The 12,465-nt window shown below is 58.4% G+C and carries 13 protein-coding genes and 1 tRNA gene; 5 read left to right on the plus strand and 9 right to left on the minus strand.

Annotated features, from left to right (window positions below):
* Window positions 1-5: 5 nt before the first annotated feature.
* A complete protein-coding gene (locus tag FIU86_RS13180) occupies window positions 6-680 on the minus strand; it encodes a TIGR04283 family arsenosugar biosynthesis glycosyltransferase (protein WP_152477153.1) in 675 nt (224 codons plus the stop codon).
* A 67-nt stretch (window positions 681-747) separates the two neighbouring features.
* Here FIU86_RS13180 and FIU86_RS13185 point away from each other — a divergent pair, with 67 nt between their 5' ends.
* On the plus strand, window positions 748-1,479 hold the full coding sequence (locus FIU86_RS13185; RefSeq protein WP_152475502.1) for a folate-binding protein YgfZ: 732 nt from the start codon (window positions 748-750) through the stop codon (window positions 1,477-1,479).
* A 48-nt stretch (window positions 1,480-1,527) separates the two neighbouring features.
* On the opposite strand, the gene efp is transcribed toward FIU86_RS13185, so the two are convergent.
* Window positions 1,528-2,091 carry an elongation factor P gene (gene efp / locus FIU86_RS13190; protein WP_152477154.1) on the minus strand — a complete coding sequence of 188 codons (564 nt, stop codon included), beginning with the start codon at window positions 2,089-2,091 and terminating at the stop codon, window positions 1,528-1,530.
* Between the two features lie 218 nt (window positions 2,092-2,309).
* On the opposite strand from efp, the gene FIU86_RS13195 reads away from it, so the two are divergent.
* Entirely contained in the window at window positions 2,310-2,630 is a 321-nt protein-coding gene (locus FIU86_RS13195) for a DUF6280 family protein (protein ID WP_103762308.1), read from the plus strand.
* A gap of 405 nt (window positions 2,631-3,035) precedes the next feature.
* Here FIU86_RS13195 and FIU86_RS22715 read toward each other — a convergent pair whose 3' ends face one another.
* The 4 genes from FIU86_RS22715 to FIU86_RS13215 form a co-directional block, all read right to left on the minus strand.
* On the minus strand, window positions 3,036-3,269 hold the full coding sequence (locus FIU86_RS22715; protein ID WP_216647179.1) for a hypothetical protein: 234 nt from the start codon (window positions 3,267-3,269) through the stop codon (window positions 3,036-3,038).
* 346 nt (window positions 3,270-3,615) lie between these two features.
* Window positions 3,616-4,857, minus strand: a complete 1,242-nt coding sequence (locus FIU86_RS13205) for a hypothetical protein (protein ID WP_152475503.1) — start codon at window positions 4,855-4,857, stop codon at window positions 3,616-3,618.
* 117 nt (window positions 4,858-4,974) lie between these two features.
* Window positions 4,975-6,360 (minus strand): TolC family outer membrane protein, encoded by a 1,386-nt coding sequence (locus tag FIU86_RS13210; protein WP_152475504.1) that lies wholly within the window; start codon window positions 6,358-6,360, stop codon window positions 4,975-4,977.
* Window positions 6,361-6,434: 74 nt separating this feature from the next.
* Window positions 6,435-7,088, minus strand: a complete 654-nt coding sequence (locus FIU86_RS13215) for a protein-L-isoaspartate O-methyltransferase (protein ID WP_152475505.1) — start codon at window positions 7,086-7,088, stop codon at window positions 6,435-6,437.
* Between the two features lie 271 nt (window positions 7,089-7,359).
* On the opposite strand from FIU86_RS13215, the gene FIU86_RS13220 reads away from it, so the two are divergent.
* Together FIU86_RS13220 and FIU86_RS13225 are read left to right on the plus strand one after the other, a co-directional pair.
* Window positions 7,360-7,433: transfer RNA gene (locus FIU86_RS13220), tRNA-Cys, on the plus strand.
* A gap of 361 nt (window positions 7,434-7,794) precedes the next feature.
* Window positions 7,795-8,490 carry an SDR family NAD(P)-dependent oxidoreductase gene (locus FIU86_RS13225; RefSeq protein ID WP_152475506.1) on the plus strand — a complete coding sequence of 232 codons (696 nt, stop codon included), beginning with the start codon at window positions 7,795-7,797 and terminating at the stop codon, window positions 8,488-8,490.
* Window positions 8,491-8,619: 129 nt separating this feature from the next.
* Here the strand turns inward: FIU86_RS13225 and FIU86_RS13230 are convergent, their stop codons facing one another.
* The 3 genes from FIU86_RS13230 to FIU86_RS13240 all read right to left on the minus strand — a co-directional run bounded on the left by FIU86_RS13230 (window position 8,620) and on the right by FIU86_RS13240 (window position 11,042).
* Entirely contained in the window at window positions 8,620-9,165 is a 546-nt protein-coding gene (locus FIU86_RS13230; RefSeq protein WP_152475507.1) for a histidine phosphatase family protein, read from the minus strand.
* 176 nt (window positions 9,166-9,341) lie between these two features.
* Window positions 9,342-10,043 (minus strand): methyltransferase, encoded by a 702-nt coding sequence (locus FIU86_RS13235; RefSeq protein ID WP_172977503.1) that lies wholly within the window; start codon window positions 10,041-10,043, stop codon window positions 9,342-9,344.
* Between the two features lie 309 nt (window positions 10,044-10,352).
* Window positions 10,353-11,042: a hypothetical protein gene (locus FIU86_RS13240; protein ID WP_152475509.1), complete on the minus strand. Its 690-nt coding sequence runs from the start codon at window positions 11,040-11,042 to the stop codon at window positions 10,353-10,355.
* A gap of 18 nt (window positions 11,043-11,060) precedes the next feature.
* Here FIU86_RS13240 and FIU86_RS13245 point away from each other — a divergent pair, with 18 nt between their 5' ends.
* A complete protein-coding gene (locus FIU86_RS13245; protein WP_172977505.1) occupies window positions 11,061-12,362 on the plus strand; it encodes a glycosyltransferase family 2 protein in 1,302 nt (433 codons plus the stop codon).
* The last annotated feature ends 103 nt before the right edge of the window (window positions 12,363-12,465 follow it).

Consider the following 12,465-nt stretch of genomic DNA (forward strand, 5'->3'; position numbering starts at 1 on the left):
CGTGTTCAGTACCGCCGCAATAGGTCCTCGGGCCGGGTGCCGCAGAGGTAGCGCAGCAACAGCAACAGGTTCCGCCCGCCCCGGCGCAGCCACCCGTCGCGCCTGTAGCGTTCCGCGCTCGTCGTCACCGTCGCGGGCAAAAGCGTGATCCGCCGCCCCAGCGCCTGTGCAATGGCCACATCCTCCATCAGCGGAATGTCCGAATAGCCCCCGGCGTCATCGTATTCGAACCGCGACAGCAACAGCCCCTGGTCCCCATAGGGCAGCCCGAACACCTTGCTACGCAGGTTGGCCCAGCCCGCCACGACCCGCGCCGCCAGACCCCGCGAATCGAACGCCAGCCGGAACGCCGCCGCGCCCTGCCCGTTTGCGATATGCGCCTTCACCACCTCGGGCCAGCCCGGCGGCAAAACGCTATCGGCGTGAAGCACCAACAGCCACTCGCCCCGCGCCACGCGCACGCCCCGCCGCAATTGCCCGCCGCGCGACGCCGCACCGACAACAAACACCGCGCCCGCAGCCTCGGCGATCTGCCCCGTCGCATCCTGCGATCCACCGTCAGAGATCACCAGTTCGCGGATCAGCCCCGCCTCCAGCCCTTCGGCCAGTGCGGGCAGCGACCGCGCCAGCCCGGCCTCGGCGTTCAGTGTCGGCATCACCACGGAAAGTTTCGCCCGCATCGTTGCAAACCCTGTCATTTCATCGCCGGTTTCTTATATGACGCCCATGACAAAGACGAGGCCGCAGATGACCCGCAAGATCTTTCAGATCACCGGCGCCGAGGCCAGTTCCTTTCTCCAGGGGCTGGTCACCAACGACATCGCGAAACTGGACCACGGCTTGGTCTATGCCGCCATGCTGACGCCGCAGGGCAAGTACCTCGCCGATTTCCTGCTGGTCCCGTGGGACGGCGCGATCCTGCTCGACGTCGACGAAAGCCTGGCCGACGGGCTGCTGCAACGGCTCAACATGTACAAGCTGCGCGCCGATGTGCAGATCACGCAGACCGACCTTGCCGTCTGGCGCGGGACCGGCGAGCGTCCCGAGGGGGCCTTTGCCGATCCGCGCCACCCCGCCCTGGGCTGGCGTCTATACGGCGCCGAGTCAGGAGATGACGGCAGCAATTTCGAAGCCATCCGCGTGGCGCATTGCATTCCGCTCACGAATGTAGAGTTGACGCCCGATACCTTCATTCTCGAGGCCGGGTTCGAGCGACTGAACGGCGTCGATTTCCGCAAGGGATGTTATGTCGGGCAGGAAGTGACCGCGCGAATGAAGCACAAGACCGAACTGCGCAAGGGGCTGGCGTCCGTCTCGCTCGATGGCAGCGCCCCGGTCGGCACGCCGATCACCGCGGACGGCAAGGCCGTGGGCACTCTGTTCACCCAATCGGGCGACCGCGCCATCGCCTATCTGCGCTTTAATCGTGCAAAGGGCGCGATGCAGGCCGCATCTGCGACCGTCACCCTGCCAGAGTGACGCGACGTCTCGACGCAGCCAGCCCTGCGAAAGCTTTGCGCGCGAAGGTCAGGCGCGTTCGGCGTAATCCATCGTGTCGGTGTTGACGATGATCTCTTCGTCGGGGCCGACGAACGGTGGCACCATCACCTTCACGCCGTTGTCGAGAATCGCCGGCTTGAAGCTGTTGGCGGCCGTCTGACCTTTGACCACAGGCTCGGTTTCCGCGACGCGGCAATTCACTTTCTGCGGCAGGGTCGCGTTCAACGCCTCGTTTTCGTAAAATTCGACAGTGATCGTCATGCCGTCCTGAAGAAAGGGACGGCGTTCACCCAGAAGCTCGGCTGGCAGTTCGATCTGCTCGTAAGTCTCTGAATCCATGAAGACAAGCATCCCGTCCGTCTCATAGAGGAACTGCTGATCCTTCTGCTCCAGCCGGACGCGCTCGACTTTGTCCGCACTTCTAAACCGTTCGTTAAGCTTTGATCCGTTACGAAGGTTACGCAACTCCACCTGGGCGAATGCGCCGCCTTTGCCCGGCTTCACATGATCCACTTTGACGGCGCTCCAAAGGCCATCATTGTGTTCTAGGACGTTACCGGGACGAATCTCGTTTCCATTGATTTTGGGCATTGTGGCGTAACCATGACAAAAGGTTGATCGATCTTTGTCCAACCCTATATCTAGCGAAGCGATGACGTGCAAGACGACGACATATCGTGCTGCAAACGCAGCGAGCCATGCGGTAAATGCAAGGGTGGTATGTGATTGGGGGCTATCCGAATCGCATAAAACCCGCCATAACCGGCGTCACGCCTGAAGCACAAGAGCAATAAAAACAAGGACGAAACATGAAAGATTTCGTTGACGGTACGGCTTTCAACGCTGAACAAGGCAACCGTGCCCGCAAACTCTTCGCAGCCGTCGTACTGGCTGCTCTGGACGACGCCATTGCCGACGACAAGAAGTATGGCAATGGGCCGGAACAGATCGCCCGCTGGGCCCGTTCCCGCGATGGACGCGAGGTGTTGTCCTGCGCCGGAATCGATCCGAACGAACGTGTCGTGACCGGTCTGATGGATTTCGTGGGCAAAGGTGTGCGCACCTCGGTTGCCCTGTCGCGTGAAGAAAGCGAGCGCCGCAATGCCGCCGCGCAGGCCGAAGCCGCCTGACACGCGACAAACCCCAAAGTGAAAGAGCCCTGCCGCTGCGGCAGGGCTCTTTCGTTTCCAAGGGTCACGTGGCGAACACGACGGCCCAGATGAACAGCAGAAAAGCTCCAGCCCCGCCAGCACCGCGATCAACAGCCGCGACCGCAAACTGGGAAACCGCCATATCAGAACGCCGCACAGCACCGCCGACAGGCCCATCTCGACTGGCCCGACCACCCCGGCATGGTGCGCCCTGTCCCAGTAACTGACCGGACTTTGAAACACCCAGCCGGTCAGCGGCCAGAAATGCTACCGTCCGTCATCATGGTGCAAGGGCAAATCCAGCGCCAGATGCATCAACCCTGATACGGTAAACACCATGCCGTTCCGCGCGCGCCACCACCACGCCAATCCCAACCCCGCGCCTCAGACAAGAAACGAATTGTCGATCCGGAACACCCGCTGCCACGCGTCGGAAAAGCAAAGCGTGCCAAAGACATACCCCGGATCAAGCCCCAGCAGGTAAAGCGAGACCCCGACCATCACGTAAAGCGACAGATCCGGTGCCAGCCCGCCTGCCACAGCGGCAACCGTGCGCCGCCGATCAAACGGTCGGGCAAAGGCCGCAGCGGCGAATATCACATGGGCCGGCGTGTTCATCTCTTCCCCCCCCCCCCCGCTGGGGCGACGTTTTGCGGCCTTCGGCGCACGGAAGATGACCGTTGCAAGATCCCCCTGATCCGCAGCCTGTCGGGCGCTTTGAGCGCGCCACGCACTGTGCTCTATAATACCGTCGCCAAAGACCGGGGGCACGATCATCACCGCAGGCATAGGCGCGGACATTTCGCGGCGGGCAGCTTGCGCGCGGCCTGTGTCTCTGATGTCAGGCAGCTTTGGACATCGCGTTCGACGCATTTGCGCACGCTGCCCGCACAGCGTCGGCCGATCGATAAGACACCGCTCTGACCCCGTACAATCGTCCTGCCCTGGCAGAGCCGTGCACCCGTTATTCCAGGTCCTGCCCCATCATCGCGCGATGAATTTCGCGGCGCACCAGTTTTCGGACGTTGCGCGTGATCCGTTCGCCCAAAGTGCCTTGCAATTCCTGCCGCACGATCTCGCTCACAAGGTCGCGCAACGCGTCCTCGTCCAAGATCGCGTCAGCATCCTCGCGGTACCAAGACGTGTCCTCGGTTTCGGCGTCCGTCCCAGCCGCAAAGGGCCCATTCGTCTGTGCGTGGGTTGCAGGTTCCTCACGCTCCACGCTCTGCCGGATCGCTTCGGCCTGCTGTGATGCCTGATCCGGGTCCAAAGCGTCCGCGTCGCCACTGTCTTGCCGGGCGTCCTGTTCCGCGTCGCGCGATACATTGTCTCTGGCCGTGCGCGACGCAAAGACCGGTTCCGCCAGTTCAAGGTGGTCTTCCCACGGTAGCGGTTCGGTCTGTCCGCCCGCATAGGCGTCTTCCGACGCGCCGTCAGGCTCCCACTGGTCGTCGCGCGCGGCGACGACGGCCTCAACCTCCGCGATCCGCGCCTCCAGCTCCGACGTCACGACCTCACGCTCCGGCGTGTCGTCCGCGGCGCCCTCGCCATCCTCGGCGGATGTAGCCGAGGCGAACACAAAATCCTCGTCTCCGGCAAAGCTCGCCGCCTCGAAATCGTCGTCCCCTTCGTCCGCCGCATCGGACAGGCCGTGATGCGCCGGGTCCGAACCCTCGTCGGGATCGGTCTCCGCGCCAAGACCGCCTTCCGCCGTCAACCATTCCTTGAGATGCGCGTCGTCATTCTGCTCGTCCGCTTCAGATGCCTCGCCCGACATTTCGAATGATCCCGCATCATCGCCATTGTCCTCGTGCAGCGCGGCGCTGTCTTCCGTCTGCCCGGTCTCGACCTCTTCGGCTGGCGCGTCGGACGGGATCTGCCATTGTTCAAGCGTCAGGTGTTCGGTTTCTTCCTCGGGCAGCGGCTCGGGGTCACGATCAGCATTGTGCTCGACCTTGGCCGCATCGCCGTCCGGCGCGTCCGGCTCGACCCGGAACGACGGCGTCAGAACCAGCCGTGCATCGCGCGCAGGCGTCGCAGCCTCCGGTGTGACGTCATTGTTGGGGGCAGGATCAGCCTTCGGCGCGTCCGCGCCTGCGTGGCTTGATCCCGTGTCCCCGGACGCGGCAGGTTTTTCAACCGACACAAGCCGGCGAATAGACGACAGAACGTCCTCTATTTCCGCATTCGAAACGGGATCAGACATGCTCAACTACCATTCTTGCCTGCGTTCCAGTGTAGCGGCTGCCGCAAATTCGCACAACATTTTAGAACGCCGCCTTTTAGGCGCTTTTGTCATTCTCGCCACGGCTTGCTCGTCTCGTCACTGACGCCCGAGCGATTTCAGAACCCGGTCCAGTTGCTGACCCTGCCGGCTCAACGGCACCGGCGCATCCTTGACCAGGTTGTAATAGGCCGCCGGGTCGTAGGTCTGGACATTCAGGTTCAAATCCTTCGCCGTCAGCTGACCTATGGCGGACAGCACTTGGTAGGCGGCGATGGCCACGTCGACATCCGCCGAAATGAGAGTGCTGCGCGCGTCCAGCAGTTCCTGCTCGGCGTTCAGCACATCCAGCGTTGTCCGCGCGCCCAGCGTCGCCTCTTCGCGCACCCCGCGAAACGCCACTTGCGCCGCGCGCACCTGCTCGCGGCTGGCTTCGCGCACCACCCGTGCCGATTGCAGAATGGCAAACGCGTTGCCGACATCCTGCACGACCGCGCGACGCACCACGTGAAGGTTGCCGCGGGCCGCGTCGCGTTGCGCCTGTGCCTGTCGCTTGGCCGAGCTCAGCAGCCCGCCCTGATAGATCGGCGCGCGCATGTTCAACCCGAAACTGCCCGACCGGCCATAATCGCTGCTGTCCAGTTCTTCGCTGATACCAAGCGAGCCCTGGGCGGTGAATCTCGGCTTCATCGCGGCATCCGCAGCAAGGATCGTCAGGTCGGCCGCGGCCACCCTGCGCTGTGCCTCCAGGATGTCGGGATGGTTGCGCACCGCGATGTTCTTCGAGGTCTCGGCCCCGCCGGACAGGTTCGGCAACTGCCGCGGAGATTGCAGGGTCCCGGGCTCGCGGCCCACCACGGCGATGTATTCCTCGATCGCCTGCGCCAAGTTGCCCTGTGCCTGCGCCAGTTCCCCTTGGGTGCTGGCGACACGCGCCTCGGCTTGGGCCACGTCTGTCCGGGTGACCTCGCCCACTTCGAAACGGTCGCGGGCGGCACGTAATTCCTGCCGCAGCAGGCGCAGGTTGTTCTGGCGCAGCGCCACGAATTGCCGGTTGCGCTGCACATCGTAAAACGCGGCCACGGCCCGCAGCAGCACCTGCTGCTCGATGCTGCGCAGCGATTCCCGCGTGGCCAGCACCGTTTCCTTGGCGGCGTCGATCTGGAACCGCGTCTGGCCGAAATCGAACAGCAAAAGCTCCAGAGTGACGCCGGTGCTGAACGTGACATCGCGGTTGGTGTTGATCAGGTTGTTGCTACGCGCCTTGCCGAAATCCCGCGTGATATCCGCCGTCCAGTTGATGATCGGCCGCAGACCGGCCACCGCCTGCGCCACATCCTCGTCCGCGGCCCGCAACAGGGCGCGGTTCTGCTCCAGAAGGCCGCTGTATTCGTAAGCCCATGCCAGCGCCTCGCCCAACGTCTCGGATTTCGCGCCCCCCGGCAAAGCGGCCGTACTCGCCAGTGCCACAAGGCCCGCGGCCATCCAATGCTTCAGCCTCGGAAAACGCGCTTTGCCTGCGGCGCGTGCCGATTTACGTACGGCTTGCTCCTGCACCATCATAGGGTGAACGCCGCGTGCCGCTCGAAGCCGGACAGAACCGGCGCACCCGCGTTGAACGCGAACCTCCAGCTCATCTCGCCATCGATCTTGTAGCCCACGCGCATCGCGCCCAGTCCCCCCTCGGCGAACAGGCAGGCCATGCGTCCGCCTTCCTTTATCTGGTCGGTGATCGCCTCGGGCAGGTGCTCGACCGCGCCCTGAAGCATGACCACATCATAGGGCCCGTGTTCCGCCGCGCCTTCGGCCAGTGCACCTTCGTGAACGATGACATTGTCCGCACCTTGCTCGGACAGGATGCTGCGGGCCTCATCCGCCATGTCCGCGTTCTCTTCGACGGCGACCACGGCCTCGGCCATCCGGGCGGCGACCGCGGACGAGTATCCCAGCCCGCAACCCAGGTCGAGCACCAGCTCGTCGGCCCGAATATCCAGCGCGTCCAGCATTTTGGCCAGAGTCCGCGGCTCCAGCACGACACGCCCGCCGCCAAGGTCGACATTCTCGCCGACATAGGCCGCCTCTCGCAGGTGGCGCGGCACGAAAGCCTCGCGCGCGACCGACAGCATGGCGTCGATAATCGGAAACTTGGTGACGTCGGAGGGGCGCACTTGGGTGTCGACCATCACGGTCCGGCGCGCGGCGAAGTCGGTCATTCGGTCATCCCTCTAGCTGCAGAATCCTGCCTTGAGTTTTGCCACAAACCCCAGCCCCTCACAATGGTCATAAACCGAGCGGTACAGATTGGGTCGCCGGGACTGGCGGCGACAGCCCTTTCAGCACCGCCCTTGTTGCCGTCATGGGCGGCGCGTGTACGGGCCAAACCTCTGGAAAGCCCGGCCTGGTCCGATCCCGGCACACGAGGTCTGGACATCGTCGCGGCGAAACTTTAAGCAACCATCTCAGGCCGAACGGCCCACCACGGATGGCGAGTTGGCGGAGTGGTGACGCAGCGGATTGCAAATCCGTGTACACCGGTTCGATTCCGGTACTCGCCTCCAAAATAAACATGTATCACATTGATTTTTATGAATAATATTCAATACTATCGGAGCCCCTTCCACACTTACCCGCCCAAATTTCATTGATTACATTTCAACGCCGCTTGTTACGAATTGACCCGCATCAACTCGCGAGCACTACACCAAAGCCATTTCCTGTTTTTGTAGGTAGATTGCACGGAACGTTCGCCTCGTTTCGTGCTGCCAGCGAGGACACGATTCTAGCTCAGATATACAAGGATCATGTCAGCAGTTTGGAAGGCAAGGGTCTTACCATTACACAACGCCCGCTCGGCTAGACACCAACTATGATACGTTGGTTCCGAGGTCAAGAAGCGACAGCCACTAAAGGGATTGGACTATGACAAAACAGCATGCCGTGCTCATTGGCGTCGGTGACGGGCTTTCCGCCGCGCTTGCGCGAGAACTGGCGAAGGATCACGCGCTGACTTTGGCCGCACGAAACGGCGACAGGATGCGGGAAGTGGCAGAGGATACCAAGGCTGAAACTGTGCTCCTCGATGCTACCGACGAGCCGGCCGTCGCTGCACTTTTTGACGATCTACCAACCGCACCGCGCGTGGTCATTTACAACCCTTCAGCACGCGTTCGCGGCCCTGTGGCAGACCTGGATGCCAACGAGGTTAGAAATGCACTCGACGTGACAGCGATCGGTGCCTTCCTGACCGGCAAACATGCTGCGCGGCGGATGCTTGCGGCGGAGACGGTTGACGGCGTGCGCGGCACAATCCTGTTCACCGGCGCCTCCGCTGGCGTGAAAGGCTTTCCGCAATCGGCGCCCTTCGCCATGGGCAAGTTTGCACAGCGGGGACTTGCGGAAAGCATGGCGCGGGAACTGCACCCTCAGGGCATCCATGTGGCTTGGATCAACATAGACGGCGCAATACTTAACCCGGGCCGGACCGAGCCCGCGGACAAACCGGGATCGATGCTGCGTCCAGAGGCGATCGCAGTGACCTATCGCCATCTTATCGAGCAGGACCCCACGGCATGGTCAAACGAAATCGCGGTGCGCCCCTGGGTCGAAAAGTTCTGACTGAAGGCGTAATTATCCAGAAGCTTGAAAGGGACTTTCGGCCCTCAGCGGACATTCAGAGCTGATTGATGTGCTGCAATGCTGCTTCCCCAAAGCGGACTTCGACCATGAACTTGGGATTGTTGGTGTTTAACGAGCGTTAAATTCAATTACCTCGCAATTCTGAGGTTGAATTCCCGTCATCGCTCGAATGAAGTTTCCATGTGTGACAATCGCGGTGGAATGCACGCGTTCACGCGTGAGAAAGTCCACAAATTCATTCACTCTTTCCTGCAATATCTCATCAGGTTCGACGGAAAGCCCCCTGTGATCTTTTTCCCCGTCATGCCACCAGAAATCTTCTAGGTGATCAAAATCAAGATGCGGGTATCTTTTTGAAAGTACGCTGGGTGGACTTCCGACATCGCAGCTGTTGCATAGTTGCTCCCTCACTGCCGGGTTGATCTGAAACGGTATCTCATCTCCAAATATCAAATTTGCCGTTTGAAGGGTTCTGGTGAAAGGTGAAACGATAACGTTTGAAAGATTAAGGTGATTTACCAAAGCCTTGACCTTCAGAGCCTGAACTTCTCCGAGCTCTGTGATGGGCGCGTCAAAAATCATGGGATCTGGCAATTTAGGATCGTACACCGCGTTGAAGGCCGATTGGGCATGTCGGATGAGGTAAATTGTCACTTTGCAAACTTCCTAACGTAGGGATCACGAAAACGTAGGGATCACTAAGTTGCTTTCGCAACCACTTGGTCAAACTATTCCAGGCTCAACCCAAACTCCAGATAAGGAGACGAGCCACCGTGCTGGCAAACCGGCGAGCTCTGAGTTGTCATACAACCGTAGTTCCAGAATCCAGTTCAACGTCGAGCTGCAACAAGAATATGGGTGTTTCCAACCGGTTTGAAGGAATCTAAATGAAAGCCGGCCTGGCTCAGCAGGCGAGAGTATTCTGCCACATCACGAAGCCGCCCCCGCCCCATCTTTAATGAAAGAAACAAGTTGAGCGCCGCCAGTTCTACCGACGGCGAAGTGCGCTCAATCATCATCTCTTCAAAGATCAGGACCTGCGTAACACGTTCTTGTAACGCTTGTAATAGCTTGACGACCTCACCATCGCTCCAGTCATGCAGCACCTTCGAGAGGATGCAAAGATCAGCTGAGACGTCTTGTGATTCAAAGAAGTCGCCTGAATATATCGACACGTTTTCTGCAAGTCCCGAGATCAGCCCGGCCTTCCGCGCCGTCGCAACCATATCGGGTGTTTCTAGAATCTGGAACTTTTTCTCAGGGTGTTTTGCGGCTAAGGCAGCGATCAATGCCCCTGACCCGGCGCCGGCGTCCACAATAGTCTCGGATGTACTTAGGTCAATATGCGGCAGAAGATCAGGAAGAAGCCTAACCATCTGCGCATGCATGGTCTTCAGAAAACCCATACGTTGGCCTTCATTCAGCGCATCGAAATAGTCGCTCTTATTATCCCGCTCGTCGGTAGTGACATGCTCTTTCAGATTAGAGAAGAAGTCCCAAACATCAGAAGAGTGTTCGAGCTCGAAGCCCATGTATTCTCCTGAGTCCGGAAGCAGGTGACGACGGCCAAAGTTCGTGAGCTCGATGCCATTTTTTGTCTCGCGGCATATACCAAGTGCAATCAATAGTAGTAGCAACGGCTCTAGTTTGCGGTCTGAGATACCGGTAGTTTGCGCGATCCTTTCCGAACTCACTGGCCGTTGTTTGAGATCCGGGAGAAAATTGAGCTCAACGATTGTCGAGAGCGCTCGAGATACCCAAAAGCCAGATCCTAGCACCCATAGAAGGTCACGCTGTTTGAAGGAGTATTCAGATTCTTCACCGGACACGAGCATAAGCGGCTAACGCGTCTCGGGTGCGGCATTATTTGGCACTGGTACCGTAATAGCCGCGTATAATCGCACGACGCGAAATAGCGAGAAGCTCATGACAACCGTCATGAATATACCTACAAGAATGAGGCATTTATCAAGAACACCACTGCTGTAACTATATGGGTCAAGTTCAACCCGTTGACTTATAAGCCATATCAAGACGAAATAGCTTGGTCCCAGGCACGCGATTGCTCGGAAGAACACCATCAGCCATATCCAAGCACGTGAGATCTGATCCCCGAAAAGGAAGTCTCCACGGATTTGCTCCCAGTTAAAGATCGCAGGTTCCCCGTCAGCATCATCCTGCCCCACTATTCTCATTGCCGTTGGCTTTAGATACTGGTCAATATATCGCGCAGCTTGAGTAATAAACTCATCCTGCTCTAGGTAAAGCCAAGTGAGAACGCAAAACACTACTGGTGACACTAAGTACACCATACTGTGATCCACGCGCTCGAGCTTAAGGGACGATGCAGTTGCTTGGACAGCCCCTTCAAGCTCTGAAGACTGCGCACTTGATGCGTCAAGGCCAAGAAGTATTGAGGCGAAGACCCCAATCCCGGCCAAGATGATGTATTGAACTTTAACCCGCTCTAGGATCTCAGTTCTCAGAGCGTTGTACTCTGCTAGCAAAGCGTTCTCGATGAGGTTAGACATAAGGCACAGGAACCTTGATTGGGTCGTTTCCATGATGCTAGTACTTCAGTGGCTGTCAAGCTGCGGAAATTGGAGCTGACCCATCTAACTATGTCCGAGTTCCTGCTTCTCAGCTTCGGAGTCCTAACCCTTTCCAATGCTTTCGCACTCCTTGAAGTCTTGGGCGCGCGACTAGCATATCTGGAGGGCTATACAGGTAAGAATGGGACAACATCAGAAGACCTTCATGAGAGCACATCAATTGTCGTTTGCGCACTTTTTCCAAATGAAGAGAGTAGCTTAGCCGTCACTGTGCCGCACAACATGAAGCTCTCCACAGAGTTTGGTATGAATTACTACCTCTCTGTGAACGCCAACAAAGAATTCGACCTCTCGACAGCCAGAGATCACCTTCAGTTCGAGTATAAAGAAGACAGTCTCATTCTTAATTTGGATAGCGACAGCAAGGCCGAGAACCTCAACAACGCGGCTGAATCCATAGACACGAAAAATTTCCTAATTCTGGATGCTGATGCGCGCATTGAGTACTTTCATTCTAGAGTAAAGGAAAGGATTTCTGACGATATTGCATGCATTCAGTTTACGAACAGAGTTCTCGAATACCCGTCTTTCTTAAATTGGCTCGTCCGGCACGAGACGGATCTCAAGTACTTTGTCTCCTATCCAGGGCGGTATCGAATTCTTGAGACTGCGTACTGCAGTGGGAGCAACGCCCTGTGGCGAACTGAGAAGGCAAAACAGATTGGATTCAGCAAATCGGCGGCGACGGAAGATATTGAAGCATCAATTAGGAGTCTCTTAGCAGGGCATCGCATTGTGTTCTCGCTCGATGCGCTGGCGTATGACGAGGCCCCCCCGACTTGGCGCGATTGGTGGAGACAGCGTCGTCGCTGGGCAATTGGTTGGGCGCAGCTCTTTGTGCGTTTTCAGTTCTCGGTGCTGACATCGAGCCAGCTCACTCTGATCCAGAAGGCAAGCTGGTCTGTGCTTCTAACAGTCCGCAGGTTACTCTATCCAATGGCTTTCGCGGTGCTGTTCTTGGCGGGTATTTTGGATCCTTTAGTTGACGGGACAGCTTTGGTGCTTTTGATCATCCACGCAGTGGGCCAGTCGGCAATTTGCCTCGTTTCCTGTGGACTAGCATGGAAGATTCTGGACTCTCGAGGTATCGACCACAATAAGCTTTCTATGCTCGGATACGTCATTCTCTTTCCTCTATATGATGTCGTGCGCACACTGAGCATTCTTGCGAGTTTCGATGGGTTCTTTCGTTCTAAAGTTCCTTGGCATGTCACGAGACGAAGGCTCGATATACAGTAAGAGAATTTTTTTGTTTTGGCGCTCGACATGAGTTTGGTGATGGAAAGGAATTCCGTAGAGCACTGGGAAAACACAAGTGAATATCCGACCTTCCGGAAGCAAG

Source organism: Roseovarius sp. THAF9, assembly GCF_009363715.1.
Classification (GTDB): domain Bacteria; phylum Pseudomonadota; class Alphaproteobacteria; order Rhodobacterales; family Rhodobacteraceae; genus Roseovarius.